Source organism: Nocardia speluncae NBRC 108251 (assembly GCF_001613245.1).
GTDB lineage: Bacteria > Actinomycetota > Actinomycetes > Mycobacteriales > Mycobacteriaceae > Nocardia > Nocardia speluncae.
Genome location: NZ_BDBZ01000013.1, coordinates 36,979 through 53,012, shown reverse-complemented (window position 1 = coordinate 53,012; position 16,034 = coordinate 36,979). Strand labels below are relative to the sequence as shown.

Here is a 16,034-nt window from a genome sequence, read left to right as displayed (position 1 = left end):
CGTAGTTCAGTCAACATGACGCGCGATCGTGATCTGCCGCGGCGGGGCCTGCCGCCTCTACAGCCGTAACCGGCGCGAAATCACCGATTCGTATCCAGAGCTCGTGGCCGCCCTGACCACCGGGGCCGGCAATCGCGAGATGGTTCTCGACGGCGAGATCATCGCGCAGACACCGGCCGGCACGCCGTCGTTCGCGCTGCTACAGCGCCGCATGCATGTCGCGCGACCAGGCGCTGCGCTGGTGCGGGCCGTACCGGTTCAGCTGTTCCTCTTCGATATGCTCGTCGACGAGGGCGAGACCGTGACAGGAGAACCGTATCTACGGCGCCGGGAGCGGCTCCACAGGCTCGGGTTCACCGCCGCACCGGTGCAGACACCGCCGCACTGGGTGGAGGTCGACGCGGAAAAAATGATGGCCGCCGCCCGGGACAACCACCTCGAGGGCATTGTGTCCAAACGCATCGACTCCGTGTACCGGCCCGGCCGGCGCTCCCCGGATTGGATCAAAACCCCGTTCCGCCGGACCACCGAAGCCATCGTCGCGGGCTGGACCTCCGGCAGCGGGTCGGTATCCGGGTTCTTCGGGTCGCTGATCCTCGGCGCGCACGATCCCGCGGGCAACCTGATCCACATCGGCAATGTCGGCACCGGTTTCACCTTCGCCGACCGGCGTTCGCTGCGCGCCCGCCTCGAAGAACTGGCCCGCGCCGATCCCCTGTTCCCGCTGGCTTCGGCACGCGGCCGGCCCGGGACTCCACATTGGGTGGAGCCGGTTCTCGTCGGCGATGTCGAGTACCGCGAGTACACCGGCGAAGGGCTGCGTCATCCCAGCTGGCGTGGTCTACGCGCCGACAAATCGACCGATGAGGTGGTCGTCCCCGAGTGAACGAGCGGTCCCGCGCCGTTCGACGACGATATTCGCCGAACCTATTTCGTGAGGGTCGGATCGCCCCAGACGCCGTTGCCGAGCTGGGTGCAACTCGACGAGTCACTGTCGAGAAGGGTGAATGCGATCGTCAGGTTCTCCACACCGGCCACCGGTATATCCACCTTCGGCGGTACGCCCACACCGATATTTCCCGATGTGAAAACCGATTTGCCGTCGGCGACCACCGAGAACTGCAGAGCCGATTCTGTATTTCCCCCGTCGGCCACACCGACCACCGAGGAGAAGCGCGACCATTCCCGGTTGAGGTCGTAGGTGTGCTTCACCTCGGTGCTACAGCCGCTGAACTGCTGGTAGATCGCGTGCGGATAAGCAACATTGTTGACCGTGATCGACCCGGTGTAGGCGGTGGTGCCGACCGGGGACAGTTCGGCCACGAACTGCTGGGCGGTGCCATCGGTCGCGGCGGCCGGTACCGGCGACGACGCCGGGGCGGAGGTCGAACTTTCCGTGGTGGTCGCGGGGAGGGCGGAATCGGAGTCGGCTTCCCCCGAACCCGGACCGACGATGAGCGTCACGACCAAACCGGCGATCGCCAGCGCCGCACCGAGGCCTGAGACAAGCATCACCCGTTGGACGGGATCACCTGCACGAGCATCCGGCGACGTAGACGCCGGCGAGGGGGGACTCTCGGGTTGCCCGCGGGTGGGATCGGTGGGATTGGACACGCGCACACTCTTCTTCGACGAACTCGCCGGAACCCGGATGGGTGCCGCAGCAGAGATATACCACGCTCGACGGGTGTAGGGAATCGGAGCGCTCGGGTCGGTGGTGCTGCCGCGGCCGGCTGATACGGCCTATCGGTTTCTCTGGGCCCGGAACGCGAAAGATATGGCGGGCTTTGATAATTCACCAGCAAAGGACCAGACCATTCGGATCGATCGGGCAGCGAGCGAATCCGGCAGAATATCGGCTATCCGCGTGCAGCGGCCCCGATTCCCGATCGGCAGTAATGCGGCGATTCTCCGGCAACTACCGCCTGCCCGGCGAATCGCTGCGGCCGGAAGCCGGTGACACCGCTCGGGCCGGCAACGCCACCCTTATCACAGATGCCCGCGAATAATTCGACCGCCGACCCGATCGACTGTGCGCCGATTCACGAATACCGGATTCGGCCCACCCGTGCTGTATGGTGACTGCTGTACCTGCGCCGATGAGTATGCATGTACAGCCGTCGCGGGATACCTGCTTTTCGCGTCGGGACCCGCGACACCGCCACCTCGTGTAGGCCCGGACATCGGTCCGATCGGACGTCGCGGTATCACCTCCGATGCCGAAAGGCGCACTATATTCATGCCTGTCCACACTGCTGTCACGCAGACTTTCGCCGATCTCGGCGTATCCACCGGAATTGTCGACGAACTCGCGGCCGCCGGTATCACCACGCCGTTCCCCATCCAGGCCGCCACCCTGCCCGACAGCCTCGCCGGACGCGATGTGCTGGGCCGCGGTAAGACCGGTAGCGGTAAAACCCTGGCCTTCGCGATCCCGATGGTCGACCGGCTCGCCGGCGCCAAGCGGGTACCCGGCCGGCCGGCCGGGCTGATCCTGGCCCCCACCCGGGAGCTCGCCACCCAGATCGCCGCCACCATCACCCCGCTGGCGCAGCTCCGCGGGCTGCGGGTGACCACCGTCTTCGGCGGTGTCCCGGTGAACCGCCAGATCAAGGCCCTCAAACAAGGTGTCGATATCGTCGTCGCCTGCCCCGGCCGGCTCGAGGATCTGATGAAACAGCGGGCCCTCACGCTGGACGCGGTGCGGATCACCGTGCTGGACGAGGCCGACCATATGGCCGATCTCGGCTTCCTGCCCGGCGTGACGCGGATCCTCGCGGCCACCCCCGCCGATGGTCAGCGCCTGCTGTTCTCGGCCACGCTGGACAACGGGGTCGGGAAGCTGGTCGACCGGTTCATGCGCACACCCGTCACCCATTCGGTCGACGAAGCGGGTGACCCGCCGCCGAAGATGGAACATCACGTTTTCGAACTCGAGGGTGCCGCGGCGAAGAAACAAATTGTCCGGATGCTGGCCAACGGTAGCGGCCGCCGCATCCTGTTCATGCGCACCAAACACCACGCCCGGCGACTGGCCGGCGAACTGTCTCGCGCCGGTATCGCCGCCGTCGACCTGCACGGAAACCTTTCCCAGCCCGCCCGCGACCGCAACCTCGCCGCATTCGCCGCCGGGACGGCCCGGGTGATGGTCGCGACCGATATCGCGGCCCGCGGTATCCACGTCGACGACCTGGAACTGGTGATCCACGTCGACCCGCCCGCCGAGCACAAGGCCTACCTGCACCGGTCCGGCCGCACCGCACGCGCTGGAACCGAAGGTACCGTGGTCACGCTGGTGCTTCCTGAACAGCGTAAGGATGTCGCGGCGCTGCTGCGCAAAGCGGGTATCACGGTGAAACCGCGCCCGGTGACCGTCGATTCGCCGATCCTCGCCGACCTCTCGGACGGTGCGGCTGCCGCTTTGCAGCTCCCCTCGGAGCCGTTTCAGGCCGACCGCTCGCGCCCCGAGAACAAACCTGCCCGCAGTGGTAGGCGCGGCTCGCGCGGTGCACGCACGTCGGCGAACGGCCGCGCTGATACGACCGGCTCGGCCGCCGGTGCGGGACAGCGGACCCGTCCGGAGGGGTCGGGTAAACGTTCCGGCCACAGCGATCGTTCCGGTGCGGCCGAACACGCCGGAGCACGCGGATCCGGCGGACGACGTGGAGCTTCCGCGGGACGCGCGGGCAGCCGGGTCGCGTCCGGCCACGAGGCTCCCGCACGCAAGCAGACAGCAGGCACGAAACGGGCCGCACATACGACCACCACGAATACTTCCGATCCGACGCGCTCGCGTCGTCCTCGCCGGGCCACCCGCCCGGCAGGCTGATCCGCTCCTGACCCGGATTTCCTCGGGCAGGCTGCGTCCCTCTCGGGCGATGACAGCCTGCTCGAGCCCCGGCGCCGCGCGGCGAATCTGCTGCGAAAGCCCCGGACGGCGCCGGTGTGCCGCGAATCCCGGCGCGTTTCGCAGGCCGGTGGCCGGGTAACTCGCCGGGCGAGGTATCTGCGGTACAGCACAGGTGCCCGCATGCAGCAAGGGTTCCCCGACGATCGGAGCTGCGATGCCCGCCGAACCGAGTGTGCGTATCCCTATCCCGATCGAGGACGTATTCGCCGTTCTCGCCGACGGCTGGCTTTATGCGCTGTGGGTTGTCGGTGCCACACATATACGGAAGGTCGATACCGGCTGGCCGGAGATAGGCACCCGTATCCATCACAGCGTCGGCGGTTGGCCGCTGGCTCTCAGCGACACCACGACGGTGCGCGCAGTGGATCCCCCACACCATCTGGAGCTGGAAGCCCGGCTGTGGCCGGCCGGGGCGGCGCGTATCTCACTGCACCTCGCCGCCCTCGGCCCCGCCGACACCGAGGTCCGGATGGCCGAACGCGTCTGCCGAGGCCCCGCACGCCTGTTACCCGGGCCGGTCCAGGACATGGCGCTCCTTCCGCGCAATCACGAATCGCTTCAGCGGCTCGCGGCCCTGGCTGTCGGCCGCTCCCCCGACGGTCCCGGCTGATCCCTCTCGCCGATCCTCCCACCGGACAACAACTGATCGCGGAAACGCGCACCAGCAGACCGGCCGGATTATCGGGCCGATCCGCCGAAGCGGGCTGTGACGCGGTTTTCCAGCGCCTGCAGGGCGATCGTGGGAGGTAGCGCAATCACCACGATCAGCACGACCGAGCCCATGATGTTCTCCATCCGGATGAGGCTCACATTGCGCAACATCTCGTAGCCGATACCACTCGACGAGGAGAACATCTCCGCGAGAAGCAAGCCCAGGAAGGCGAGACCGAAGGTTGTCCGCATACCGGTGGCGAGTGCGGGCAGAGCCGAAGGCACGATGATCTGGCGGATGAGCCGCGGCCAGCTCATCCGCAGCGACGCCGCCATTTTCAGATGCAGGGGGTGGACCGCGGCCGCGCTCTCCACGGCCATGATCAGCATCGGGACGAATGCCGCGTAGAAAGCGAATCCGAACCGGCTCAGCTGGCCTATCCCGAGGAAGGACAGGAACAGCGGGTACAGCACGATTTTCGGAATACTGTTGATCGAGTAGATGATCGGCAGCACCGCACGCGACCAGAAAGCGCTCAGCCCGAGCGCGAGACCCAGAATCGAACCCACTGCCACGCTGACGACGAAGGCGGCGATGAGCAGGCGCAGGGAGTCGAACACATTGGCGCGAAACGATTCGGTGGCCAGATCGGCGAACAGCGACCGCATGGAATCGGCGGGCGTGGGAAAGATTCGGCTGTCCAGCACGATCGCGGTGACCCACCAGGCCAGGACCCCGAGGACGGCGACGAGGATTGCGGGCCCGACTCGCCGGGTCGTGCTGGTCCGGGGCACCGCTGTGCCCAGGGATATCGGGCGGGTCGACAGCTGCCGCGACGCTACGGATGTCATCGCCGGCGCCTCCAATCGAATCGGTTGAGCACTGCGGAGATGAGCAGGGTCGCCAGGAGCGCCAGCGCGGTGACCACCAGGATGCCCGCGTACATCTCGGCGATATCGAAGCTGTCGTAGGCGATCGAAATGTAGTGGCCCAGGCCGTCGGTGGAGAGAATGAATTCACTGGCCAGCACGGAGATGATGGCGTACGACAGCCCCAGTTTCAGTCCGGTGATGATATTGGGTAGCGCATAGGGCAGCAGGATCGACCGGAAGTACTGCCACCTGGTCATGCGCAACACCCGGCCCAGTTTCCCGATGATCGGCGTCGTGGCTTCGAATCCGGTCTGCGCGTTCACGGTGACGATACCGAAGGCGAAGACCGTCGAAAGCACCGCGATCGGCGTGATTCCGCTGCCGAAAAGCACCACCATGATGGGATAGAGCGCGAAAGTCGGCACCGCGTAGTACACATTCAGGTACGGGCGGAAGGCGCGCTTACACAGGTCGAACCGCCACAGCAGGTATGCGGCCGCGATTCCCAGAACAGAACTGACGACGAAACTGATGGCGATGATCCCGAGCGTGCGCCCCAGCGAATCGACCAGGAACTCCCGGTCACCGAGCAAACGGATCGTCTCGATCACCATGTCCGAAACAGGCACGATATCCAGCGGCGAGGCCAGCGACGAGCGCGCATAGAGCTCGACCAGTACCAGCAGCACGATGATGACCACAGCGGTCCAGCCCGAGCTCGGTAGCCGCAGCACCCGGGCCGGCGGCGGACGGAGATAGCCGGGGACTACGGATCTGTTGCTCATCGGGTCACGCTCATCGTCTTCTTGGCCTCGTCCCGCAGCGACGACCAGATACGTTCGTGCAACGAGGTCGCAGCAGGCGAGGTCAGCACCCCCTCCGAACGCGGACGGGGGAGGTCGATGTCGATATCGTCGATGAATCGTCCCGGCCGCGCGCTCATGACCAGCACCCGGTCCGACAGCAGGATCGACTCCTGGATGCTGTGGGTGATGAACAGGACACCGCAGGTGAGCTTCTCGACGATTTCGAGCAGCTCGTAGGACATCACCAGCCGCGTCTGTTCGTCGAGCGCGCCGAAGGGCTCGTCGGCCAGGATCAGATCGGGTTGCATCGACAGACACCGGGCGATGGCGACACGTTGCCGCATTCCCCCGGACAACTGCCCCGGAAAATGATCTCCGAAAGCGGCGAGGCCGACCGTGGCCAGCAGTTCATCGGCGCGGGATCGGCGCTCACGCTTGGCCACTCCTTGCACCTCGAGCGCGAAAGCCACATTGTCACGGACTGTCCGCCACGGCAGGGTGGCCGATTCCTGGAAGATCACCGCGGTGCGTTCTCGGGGGCCGCTCAACGGCTTCCCGTCCACGGCCACGGTCCCGGCGTCGTGGTCCTGCAGACCCGCGACGATCTCCAGCATCGTGGATTTACCGCAGCCGCTGGGGCCCACGATGGAAACGAACTCACCGCGCCCTATCTGCAGATCGACCCCGTCGAGTGCGGTGACCGCACCGAACCGCCGGACGACACCGCGTGCGTCGACGATCGGATCGGATGTCGTTGGAGTGTTCATGAACTGACCCTTCGCGGTCGGAAGTTATACATCACGACGAGGACGTGCCGGAGCATCCGTCGGGTAGCGAATGATCCACCTCGGCCGGCAGGAACTGCGGATCGAACAGGGTGCACAGGTCGGGGTCGCGGTCGCTGCCCGATAGTTCGACCCCGGCCTGCGCCGAGGCCACCGAAGCGGGGTCGAAGCCGCCGCCCCAGGTTCGGGCGGCCGCCGCCCGCTCGACCACTTTCAGCGCGGCCTCGACATCGAATCCCGAATACTCGGCGTACAACTCGGCCGCCGCGCGTGGGTTCGCGTCGATGGACGCGACCGCCTCCGTGTAACCGGCGTTGATGGCTCGCACCACTCCCGGATGGGAGGCGGCGTAGTCCTTGGTCGTGGTGATGGTGGATTGGAGGAATCGCTCCAGGTATTCGGGACTGCTCGCGATCAGCTCGAAATCGTCCGGTCGCTGTTCGGCGACGATCGACGGCAGCATCGCGATATCCACGGACCCGGCCTCGAGCAGTGCGAGCCCCTCGCCGATACCACCCGAGGAGACGCGTTCGATCCGGCCTTCCGGGATACCGGCCAGCTTCGGTATCAGCTGTGAGAGGGCGTCGGTCGCCGAGTTCGGGCGGGTATAGGCCCACCGGCGCACGTCCTGGATCGAGTTGATCCGGGTATTCGAGGCAAGTGCATAGAAGTTCATCGGGTACGGCCCCTGCGTACCGCCACCCACCACGCGCAGTTCCGAACCGGTCGGGTCGGCCTGCACGATCGACGGGTAGCTCACCTCGCCGATCGGGATATTGCCGTCCAGCAGGGTGCGCATGGTGGCACTGCCACCTTTACCCGGCACGATGTTCTCGACGATGACGCCGTATTTCTCGAACAACCCCTGTTTCTGAGCGACGAGCCACGGAATGCTGTAGATCTCGGCCGCGGCCGACACCGTCACATCGATGGTGACGGGGGCGGCCGGATCGGCGTCGGGGCCCGGATCGCCGGCGCAGCCGGTGAGCGCGACGAGCAAGGCGACTGCCACGGCGATCGACCCGCGTCGACGGGCCCGTCGACGCGGGGACGGAAATGATGTGAACATGATCCCTCGACATATCGTGCGGGTCGGTGGTGACGATGCCGCCGCCACGGGTGGTAGAGAGCGGCACGTGGGGATGTGACGGCTCGCAGGACCTCGTTGGTGAGACGTGGGTTACAGTGGGTGACTGTAAACATATGATGCTTTAGTCGTCAAGATCCACATTTCTCGACGATACCGGGCCACGGATGGCGAAATTTGCCCTAATACAGCAGACTTTTCAAGATTCCACCGGGCAAGAAGTAGCCCCGGACCGGCAAGGAGAGGCCGAGGTTGGTCGCCGATCACACGCACCACGGATCGAAGGCAGCGGCACCCCGGCCGCCACTGGCCTACGAGATTCTGATGGAAGCCATCCGGGCCCGAATCCTGTCCGGCGAACTCCCTCCGGGCACCCGGCTACCCACCGAGCCCGAGCTCAGCGACGAGTTCGGCGTCGGGCGCAGCACTATCCGCGAAGCCCTCCGCTCACTGGCCACCCAGAACCTGATCCACACCACCCGCGGGGTGACGGGCGGCAGTTTCGTCACCGCCCCGAGCATCGGGCACATCAGCGCTCACCTGGAGACCGGCGTCGCACTGATGGCCGCGGCGCAGGCCGTGAGCGTCGACCAGCTGATGGACGTGCGCGACCTGATGGAGGTCCCCGCGGCCGGAATGGCAGCCTTCCGGCGCACTCCTGATCAGCTCGAACAGCTCGAAGCCGTGATGTTCGAACCGGACGGCACCCAGGGCCCCGAGACATACGCGGCAAACCAGGAATTCCACCTCATCCTGCTGCGCGCGGCGTGCAATCCACTACTCGAGCTGATCACGGCGCCGGTCTTCCGCGTGCTGTCCGGACGCTTCGGCCGCGATCACACCCCGGACGGATTCTGGGATTGCGTGGACCATGATCACCGGGCGATCCTCTCGGTGGTACGGGACGGCGATTCGGTGGCCACCATGAACCTCATGCGCCGGCATCTGGACCATCTGCGGGATTCGTACCGACAGATGGACCGGTTACGGTGCACATAAAGTGATACCTCTGATGTTTTAATCCACAAGATCAGGCGATCACCAGCTAACTACGGAAGTCTTTTCGCAAGGCGAACTATTGACGCCACAAACATCAGACGTTTAGAGTCATCGCGACTGCCCGACCGACGCCTAGGAGGCACCGTGGCGACCCATCCCGCAGTTTTGGGAAGGTTCTTCGAGGACTACACCGTTGGCGATGTGTACCAGCACCCACTGGGACGAACCATCTCCGAGGCCGACAACACCTGGGTGACCCTGCTGTCGATGAACCTGAACCAGAACCACTTCAACGCCCATCTGGCACAACAGAATCCGATCACCAACGGCCGGATCATCGTCAACTCGGGGCTCACCGTCTCGGTGGTGCTGGGTATTTCGGTCCTGGATATGAGCCAGAACGCTATCTCCAACCTCGCGTTCACCGATATCAAGATGAGCCACCCGGTCTATATCGGTGACACGATCTACGCCGAGAGCATCTGCACCGGCCTGCGCCACTCGCAGTCGCGGCCCTACGCCGGCATCGTCTCGATGATCACGCGCGGACTGAACCAGGACGGTGACGAGGTCATCTCCTGGAAGCGTTCGGTGATGGTCGCGACCCGTGAAAGCGGTATCGGGCAGAACTACTTCCCCGCGGCCAAGAGCGGTCCGCTCGAGCTACCCGATTCCGCATCCGCCGGTACGACCAACGGAGTTTCCGAATGAGACCGCTCGAAGACGTCCGGATCCTCTCGCTCGAACAGTACGGCGCGGGCCCGTTCGGGAGCGTGCACCTCGCCGACCTCGGCGCCGATGTGCTCAAGGTCGAGGATCCCGGCGTCGGCGGCGATGTCGGCCGCTACGTCCCGCCTTTCGCCGCGGGCGAGGATTCGCTGTTCTTCGAAACCTTCAACCGCAACAAGCGCAGTATCTCGCTGGACCTGTCGACCACGACAGGCCGGCAGGTGTTCGAAGATCTCGTCCGTGAATCCGATGTCGTGTACTCCAACCTGCGCGGCGATGTACCGGAAAAGATCGGCATCACCTACGACCAGCTCAAACACCTCAACCCGGCGATCGTCTGCTGCAGCCTCACCGGGTTCGGGATGACCGGTCCACGCGCGAAAGAACCCGGATACGACTACATCCTGCAGGGCTTGGCGGGATGGATGAGCGTGACCGGCGACCCCGACGGCCCGCCCACCAAATCGGGCCTCTCGCTGGTGGATTATTCCGGCGGGTTCGTCGCCGCCATCAGTATCCTGGCCGGGCTGCACGCCGCCCGGCGCGACGGTATCGGTGGTGACTGCGATCTCTCGCTGTACGACACCGCGATGGGACTGCTCACCTATCCCGCGACCTGGCATCTCAACGGCGGTTTCGAACCCGTCCGCACCCGCAATTCCGCGCATCCGTCGCTCGTACCGTTCCAAGCGTTCGAAGCATCGGACGGCTGGCTCATCGTCGGCTGCGCCAAGGAGAAGTTCTGGCAGCGGCTTGTCGTCGCGATCGACCGGCCGGAACTCGCGGACGATCCCCGCTTCACCGATTTCGAGAGTCGCGGCCGCCACGCCGCCGAGCTGCTGCCGATTCTCGAAGAGGTTTTCGCCACGGCCACCGTCGACCACTGGCTGTCGCTACTGCGAGCCGCCGGTGTGCCGACCGGGCCGATCAACGATATCGGCCAGGCCCTCACCGAGGAGCACACGCTCGCCCGCGGGCTGATCGTCGATACCGAACATCCGCGTTTCGGCACGGTCCGGCAGATCGCCTCGCCGGTGCGTTTCGGGACCCAGCAGCCCGATTACCGGCGGGCACCCACGCGCGGCGAGCATTCCGAAGCCGTATTGCGCGGACTCGGCTACGACGACGAACGGATCGCGGAGCTGACCGCCGGCGGCGCCTTCGGCAAAGACGACTCGGACACCGGCCGATGACTGCGGCCGCGGTACTGGCCGAGTGGATTCACGAGACGGAGCCCGCTGACCTGCCGCCGCAGGTGCAGCACGCGGCCGGCAGGCATCTGCTCGACGGGGTAGGCGTCACCATCGCGGCGGCCCGCCTGGCCGCCGGCACCCCGGGGTGGACCGTTGCGCACAGCCTCGGCGGACCACCCCAGGCGCGTGCGCTGACCGGTTGCGAGGCGCTGTCCGCACCGGCGGCAGCCATGGCGACCGCGATGCTCGAACACGCACTCGACTTCGACGACACCCATGCCGGGGGGCTGGTCCACCCGACGGTGACCGTGCTGCCGGCCGCGTTCGCGGTCGGTCAGCAGCAGTCGGCGACGGGCGCGCAGGTACTGGCGGCGGCGGGGATCGGACTGGAAACGGTCTGCCGGCTCGGCGCCGTCAGCCCGCACGGTTTCCACGCTCGCGGCCTGCACGCCACCGGCGTGGCCGGGCCGCTCGCCGCGGCCGTGACCGCGGGAAGGCTGATGGGCCTGCCCGCCGCCCGCCTCGTCGACGCACTGGGGATCGCCGGCTCCTCGGCCGGCGGATTACTGGAGTTCCTGGACTCCGCCGCCGATACCAAATCCCTGCATCCCGGTTCCGCGGCCTTCTCGGGCGTGGTGGCCGCGCGACTGGCCGCCGCCGGGGCCTCCGGACCGCCCTCGGTACTCGAAGGTAAGCGCGGTGTGTACGCAACACTGTCGGAACGCGGAGCCGATCTCGGTGTGCTGACCGACGATCTCGGGGTCCGCTGGGAGACCACGCGCATCGGTATCAAGCCCTATCCGAGCTGCCAGCTCATGCATGTAACCCTCGATGCCGTAGCCGCCGCGGTCGCCGAAGTGGCGGTGGACCCGGCCGATATCGTGGATATCGAGGTGCACGTCCACCCCGATTCCAGCCCGTTCGTCTGTGGTGACCACACCGGTACGGCCCCGCCGCGCAGTACCTACGATGCCAAGTTCGACCTGCCGTGGAGCGTCGCCGCACTGCTCCACGACGGGGCGATCACCATCGACACCTACACCCCGCAGTCGATCACCCGTCCCGCTGTCGCGGCGACGGCGAAATCGGTCCGGGTGCTCCCTGCCCCGACCGATGGTCCCGCGGCCGCGGCGCCGGGCCGGGCTGTTCTCACCCTGCGCGACGGGCGGATAGCGACAGGAGAAGTCCCGGGTAGCAAGGGAACACCGGAGGTTCCCATGACCGATGCCGAAGTGCTGGCGAAGTTCACCGGCAACTGCGCCGGGCACGCGCGGGCCGGCGAACTCGCCGACCGAATCCTGAACTTGTCCGCGGAGACCGACCTGACCGTCGTGCACGACCTCGCGTATCTCATCGCCACCGATCGGCACGACTGACGAAAGCTGAGGAATCAGAATGGATTTCACCTTCAACGAACAGCAGCGCGATTTCCGTTCGGCCTTGCGGGCCTTCGTCGAGAAGGAGATCGTGCCCGTCGCGAGCGAATACGAACGATCGGGCCGGTACCCGACCGAAATCGTCGAGCATATGAAGAAAATGGGACTCTTCGGGATCACCACTCCCGAGGAGTACGGCGGCCTGGACCTGGACAAGGTGTCGTTCACACTGGTCTACGAGGAACTGGCCCGGGGCTGGATGGGCATCGCCGGCATCCTCGGTAGCCACAACCTGTCCTGCTGGATGATCGCCCGGCACGGTACGGCGGAACAGAAACAAGAACTCCTGCCGAAACTGGCCGCCGGGACCTACCGGACCGGTGTCGGCCTGACCGAACCGGGCGCGGGTACCGACCTCCAGGGCATCCGCACCACAGCCCGCAGAGACGGCGACCACTACCTGGTCAACGGCACGAAAACGTGGATCACCAACGCGCGGCACGCGAACGTCCTTCCCGTTCTGGTGAAAACGGATACCACCACGAACCCGGCCCACAAGGGCATGAGCATTTTGCTGATCGATACCACCACCGAGGGCTTCGAGGTACAGCGTGATCTCGGAAAGCTCGGGTACAAGGGCACCGAATCGTGCGAGATCGTGCTGACCGATGTGCGGGTACCGGCGAGCGCGCTGCTCGGCGGTACCGAGGGCCGGGGCCTGCAACAGGCCCTGTCCGGACTCGAGATCGGGCGGCTCAATATCGCCGGGCGCAGCGTGGGGATCGCGCAGGCCGCCTATGACGCCGCCCTCGTCTACGCCCGCGAACGCGAGGCGTTCGGGCAGCCCATCGCGGAGTTCCAGGCCATCCAGCTGAAGATCGCCGATATCGCGACCCAGTTACAGGCCGCGCGGCTGATGACCTACTGGGCGGCGTCGCGCGCCGACGGCGGCAACCGCGTCGATATGGAGGCGGGGATGGCCAAGACCTTCGCCTCCGAAACCGCGATCATGGCAAGCCTGGAATCCATGCGCATCCACGGCGGATACGGTTATTCCACGGAATTCGTCGTGGAACGGCTCTACCGGGATGCCCCGCTCATGGCGATCGGCGAGGGCACCAACGACATCATGCGCACCGTCATCGCGAAAGCACTCGTCTCGGGGCAGGGTGTAGTCGGATGACGGCGACCACCTACCTGTATGTGCCGGGTGATGTCCCGCAGCGTTTCGACAAAGCGCTGCGCTCCGGCACGGACGCGGTGATTCTCGATCTCGAGGACGCCGTGGCCGCGGCCCGGAAGGACGAAGCACGCGGGTTGGTGGCCGAGTGGATCGCGAACTGCGATCCGGACGGTATCGAGCTCTGGGTCCGGGTGAACCCGGGTGCATTGCAGGAGAGCGATATCCGCGCGGTGGCCGGGCCGAACCTCACCGGCATCTGGCTGCCGAAAGTGGAATCGGCCCGCGATCTCGAGGCGGCGGACCGCATTCTCACCGGATGCGGGGCGGGCGACGCGCAGCTGTCCGCGCTCGTCGAAACGGGTACCGGGCTCCTGGCGGCACCGGAGCTCGCGCGGGCGCCCCGGCTCCGTTTCCTGCAGATCGGCGAGGTCGACCTCGCGGCCGACCTCGGGATCGAGGTCGACGACTCCGCGGAGCAGTTGCTGTTCGCACGTAGCCAGGTGGTGGTCGCGAGTGCTGCTGCCGGGATAGAACCGCCGGTCGCGGCGGTATCGGTGAACTTCACCGACCTCCCCGCATTCGAGGCCGATACCCGGCGGCTCCGCCGCCTGGGTTTCATCGGGCGGGCATGTATTCACCCGAAGCAGCTCGCGCCGGTGCGTACCGTGTTCACCCCGACGGCGGAGGAGGTCCGGCACGCGGAGGATGTACTGAACCGGCTCTCCGCCGCCACCTCGGGCGTCGGAGTCGACGCGCACGGACACCTCATCGATGAGGCTGTCGCACGGTCGGCGCGCCGGGTTCTCGCACGCGCACGCTGACCATGCGGGAAGTCCTACGCTCAGGCCCCCTGAGGCTCGCCCGACATCATCGTGCCCGCCTCGCATCTCGCGAAGGCGGGCACGATGATTCTGCGGGATCAGTGCGCGAGCACCGGTTCGCCCTCGGCCGGAGCGGGCAGGGTGGACGGCATCAGCACCCCCAACACAATCGCACCGACTACGAAAACGCCTGTGGCCCAAGCGAAGCTGGTGGTGTAGCTTTCGATGGCCGATTGCGCGACGGTGATCTGGCTCGGCGCCCGTTCGGCGAGGTAGTCACCGGCCGCCGAGGCCGCGAGGGTGCTCAGCAGCGCGGTGCCGATCGAGCCGCCGACCTGTTGGCTGGTGTTGATCATCGCCGAGGCGACCCCGGCATCGTCGTGCCGCACCCCGGCGGTAGCGCTCTGGAAAGCCGTCGACATCGCGGCGCCGAGACCGAGACCGAGCAGGATCAAGCTGGGCAGGATATGGGTGGTATAGCCGGTATCGAGGCCGATCTGCGTCAGCCAGGCCATACCGAGCGCGGCGATCGCGAACCCACCGCTGACCGCCACCTTCGGACCGATCTTCGGCAGCAGCAACGAGGGGGTCGTGGTGGACGAGGCGATCATTCCGGCGACCATCGGCAGGAATGCCACACCGGTCATGATCGGCGAGTATCCCAGCGTGAGCTGCATGTAATAGGTCAGGAACAGGAAGATCGCGAACATTCCGATTCCCATGACGAATACCGCGAGGTACGCACCGCCACGGGTGCGGTCGAGCACGATACGCAGCGGTAGCAGCGGGTGCGCCACCCGGGTTTCCAGCCAGACGAACAAGCCCAGCAATGCGGCGCCGCCGACGAGGAACGTGAGAGTGAGCGAATCGGTCCAGCCTTCGCTCTCGGCGTGGGAGAAGCCGTAGACGATCGCGAACAACGCCGCGGTGACCACCACCGTCCCCGGGATATCGAGCTTGGGCCGGGTGCCACCGGTGTTCCGCGCCAGGAGCAGTACCGCGCCGACCAGCGCGACAGCCGCGAAGATCAGATTCACGAACATCACCCACCGCCACGACGCCCATTCGGTGAGCGCACCGCCGAGCAGCAGGCCGATGGCTCCGCCGGTTCCGGCGACGGCGCCGAAGATACCGAAGGCCTTCGCCCGTTCCGACGGTTCGGTGAATGTGACGGTGAGCAGCGACAGCGCCGCCGGCGCGAGCAGTGCGCCGAACACACCCTGGCCGACGCGTGCCGCGACCAGCATCTCGAAGTTCGTGGCGGCGCCGCCCACAGCGGAGGCCACCGAGAAACCGATCAGGCCGATGATGAAGGTGTTGCGGCGGCCGAACAGGTCGCTGAGCCGGCCGCCGAGCAGCAGCAGGCTGCCGAAGGCCAGGGCGTAGCCGGTGATCACCCACTGGCGGCTCGCATCGTCGAAGCCGAGGTCGCGCTGGGCCTCGGGTAGTGCGATGTTCACCACGGTCGCGTCGAGCACGACCATGAGCTGGGCGACGCCGAGAACGGCGAGAACCCACCATCGCAGCGCGTGTGATCCGTGCCTGCCGGACGGTTTTTCCTGCGCGGATGGCCCGCGATCGAACGTGGTAGTCATCTCGCCCCTAGAAAAGAGTGATTAAA

General features: G+C 66.2%; 15 protein-coding genes. 9 read left to right on the top strand and 6 right to left on the bottom strand.

Features of this window, described 5'->3' with window-relative positions; all coding sequences use genetic code 11:
- Window positions 1-28 precede the first annotated feature (28 nt).
- Entirely contained in the window at window positions 29-886 is an 858-nt protein-coding gene (locus NS6_RS14435; protein ID WP_245669344.1) for an ATP-dependent DNA ligase, read from the top strand.
- A 41-nt stretch (window positions 887-927) separates the two neighbouring features.
- Here NS6_RS14435 and NS6_RS14430 read toward each other — a convergent pair whose 3' ends face one another.
- Window positions 928-1,512, bottom strand: coding sequence for an NPCBM/NEW2 domain-containing protein (locus NS6_RS14430; protein WP_068041818.1), 585 nt, complete (start codon window positions 1,510-1,512; stop codon window positions 928-930).
- A 727-nt stretch (window positions 1,513-2,239) separates the two neighbouring features.
- On the opposite strand from NS6_RS14430, the gene NS6_RS14425 reads away from it, so the two are divergent.
- Window positions 2,240-3,829 carry a DEAD/DEAH box helicase gene (locus NS6_RS14425; RefSeq protein ID WP_068041815.1) on the top strand — a complete coding sequence of 530 codons (1,590 nt, stop codon included), beginning with the start codon at window positions 2,240-2,242 and terminating at the stop codon, window positions 3,827-3,829.
- Window positions 3,830-4,064: 235 nt separating this feature from the next.
- A complete protein-coding gene (locus tag NS6_RS14420) occupies window positions 4,065-4,520 on the top strand; it encodes an SRPBCC family protein (protein WP_068041813.1) in 456 nt (151 codons plus the stop codon).
- Between the two features lie 68 nt (window positions 4,521-4,588).
- Here the strand turns inward: NS6_RS14420 and NS6_RS14415 are convergent, their stop codons facing one another.
- The 4 genes from NS6_RS14415 to NS6_RS14400 are packed head-to-tail and all read right to left on the bottom strand — an operon-like array spanning window position 4,589 to window position 8,037.
- Window positions 4,589-5,413 carry an ABC transporter permease gene (locus tag NS6_RS14415; RefSeq protein WP_068041810.1) on the bottom strand — a complete coding sequence of 275 codons (825 nt, stop codon included), beginning with the start codon at window positions 5,411-5,413 and terminating at the stop codon, window positions 4,589-4,591.
- Window positions 5,410-6,219, bottom strand: coding sequence for an ABC transporter permease (locus NS6_RS14410; RefSeq protein WP_068041808.1), 810 nt, complete (start codon window positions 6,217-6,219; stop codon window positions 5,410-5,412). Before NS6_RS14410 ends, NS6_RS14415 begins: the two co-directional genes overlap by 4 nt.
- Window positions 6,216-7,007 carry an ABC transporter ATP-binding protein gene (locus NS6_RS14405; RefSeq protein ID WP_068041805.1) on the bottom strand — a complete coding sequence of 264 codons (792 nt, stop codon included), beginning with the start codon at window positions 7,005-7,007 and terminating at the stop codon, window positions 6,216-6,218. The genes NS6_RS14410 and NS6_RS14405 overlap by 4 nt, the downstream gene beginning before the upstream one ends.
- A gap of 31 nt (window positions 7,008-7,038) precedes the next feature.
- Entirely contained in the window at window positions 7,039-8,037 is a 999-nt protein-coding gene (locus tag NS6_RS14400; protein ID WP_245669342.1) for an ABC transporter substrate-binding protein, read from the bottom strand.
- A 399-nt stretch (window positions 8,038-8,436) separates the two neighbouring features.
- Here NS6_RS14400 and NS6_RS14395 point away from each other — a divergent pair, with 399 nt between their 5' ends.
- The 6 genes from NS6_RS14395 to NS6_RS14370 all read left to right on the top strand — a co-directional run bounded on the left by NS6_RS14395 (window position 8,437) and on the right by NS6_RS14370 (window position 14,413).
- Window positions 8,437-9,111: a FadR/GntR family transcriptional regulator gene (locus NS6_RS14395; RefSeq protein WP_084471076.1), complete on the top strand. Its 675-nt coding sequence runs from the start codon at window positions 8,437-8,439 to the stop codon at window positions 9,109-9,111.
- Between the two features lie 144 nt (window positions 9,112-9,255).
- On the top strand, window positions 9,256-9,822 hold the full coding sequence (locus tag NS6_RS14390) for a MaoC family dehydratase (protein WP_068041797.1): 567 nt from the start codon (window positions 9,256-9,258) through the stop codon (window positions 9,820-9,822).
- A complete protein-coding gene (locus tag NS6_RS14385) occupies window positions 9,819-11,033 on the top strand; it encodes a CaiB/BaiF CoA transferase family protein (protein ID WP_068041794.1) in 1,215 nt (404 codons plus the stop codon). Before NS6_RS14390 ends, NS6_RS14385 begins: the two co-directional genes overlap by 4 nt.
- A complete protein-coding gene (locus NS6_RS14380) occupies window positions 11,030-12,409 on the top strand; it encodes an MmgE/PrpD family protein (RefSeq protein WP_068041791.1) in 1,380 nt (459 codons plus the stop codon). Before NS6_RS14385 ends, NS6_RS14380 begins: the two co-directional genes overlap by 4 nt.
- A gap of 19 nt (window positions 12,410-12,428) precedes the next feature.
- The gene (locus NS6_RS14375; protein WP_068041788.1) at window positions 12,429-13,592 is read left to right on the top strand and encodes an acyl-CoA dehydrogenase family protein; all 1,164 of its coding nucleotides are present in this window, start codon (window positions 12,429-12,431) and stop codon (window positions 13,590-13,592) included.
- The gene (locus tag NS6_RS14370) at window positions 13,589-14,413 is read left to right on the top strand and encodes an HpcH/HpaI aldolase/citrate lyase family protein (protein WP_068041785.1); all 825 of its coding nucleotides are present in this window, start codon (window positions 13,589-13,591) and stop codon (window positions 14,411-14,413) included. Before NS6_RS14375 ends, NS6_RS14370 begins: the two co-directional genes overlap by 4 nt.
- A 98-nt stretch (window positions 14,414-14,511) precedes the next feature.
- On the opposite strand, the gene NS6_RS14365 is transcribed toward NS6_RS14370, so the two are convergent.
- Window positions 14,512-16,008: an MFS transporter gene (locus NS6_RS14365; RefSeq protein ID WP_068041782.1), complete on the bottom strand. Its 1,497-nt coding sequence runs from the start codon at window positions 16,006-16,008 to the stop codon at window positions 14,512-14,514.
- Window positions 16,009-16,034: the final 26 nt, after the last annotated feature.

Excerpts from the sequence above, each read along its gene's own strand:
- NS6_RS14375 (WP_068041788.1), top strand. The coding sequence starts at position 12,429 with ATGGATTTCACCTTCAACGAACAGCAGCGCGATTTCCGTTCGGCCTTG.
- NS6_RS14420 (WP_068041813.1), top strand. The coding sequence starts at position 4,065 with ATGCCCGCCGAACCGAGTGTGCGTATCCCTATCCCGATCGAGGACGTA.
- NS6_RS14425 (WP_068041815.1), top strand. The coding sequence starts at position 2,240 with ATGCCTGTCCACACTGCTGTCACGCAGACTTTCGCCGATCTCGGCGTA.
- NS6_RS14380 (WP_068041791.1), top strand. The coding sequence starts at position 11,030 with ATGACTGCGGCCGCGGTACTGGCCGAGTGGATTCACGAGACGGAGCCC.
- NS6_RS14385 (WP_068041794.1), top strand. The coding sequence starts at position 9,819 with ATGAGACCGCTCGAAGACGTCCGGATCCTCTCGCTCGAACAGTACGGC.
- NS6_RS14415 (WP_068041810.1), bottom strand. The coding sequence starts at position 5,413 with ATGACATCCGTAGCGTCGCGGCAGCTGTCGACCCGCCCGATATCCCTG.
- NS6_RS14395 (WP_084471076.1), top strand. The coding sequence starts at position 8,437 with ATGGAAGCCATCCGGGCCCGAATCCTGTCCGGCGAACTCCCTCCGGGC.
- NS6_RS14365 (WP_068041782.1), bottom strand. The coding sequence starts at position 16,008 with ATGACTACCACGTTCGATCGCGGGCCATCCGCGCAGGAAAAACCGTCC.
- NS6_RS14410 (WP_068041808.1), bottom strand. The coding sequence starts at position 6,219 with ATGAGCAACAGATCCGTAGTCCCCGGCTATCTCCGTCCGCCGCCGGCC.
- NS6_RS14370 (WP_068041785.1), top strand. The coding sequence starts at position 13,589 with ATGACGGCGACCACCTACCTGTATGTGCCGGGTGATGTCCCGCAGCGT.
- NS6_RS14430 (WP_068041818.1), bottom strand. The coding sequence starts at position 1,512 with ATGCTTGTCTCAGGCCTCGGTGCGGCGCTGGCGATCGCCGGTTTGGTC.
- NS6_RS14405 (WP_068041805.1), bottom strand. The coding sequence starts at position 7,007 with ATGAACACTCCAACGACATCCGATCCGATCGTCGACGCACGCGGTGTC.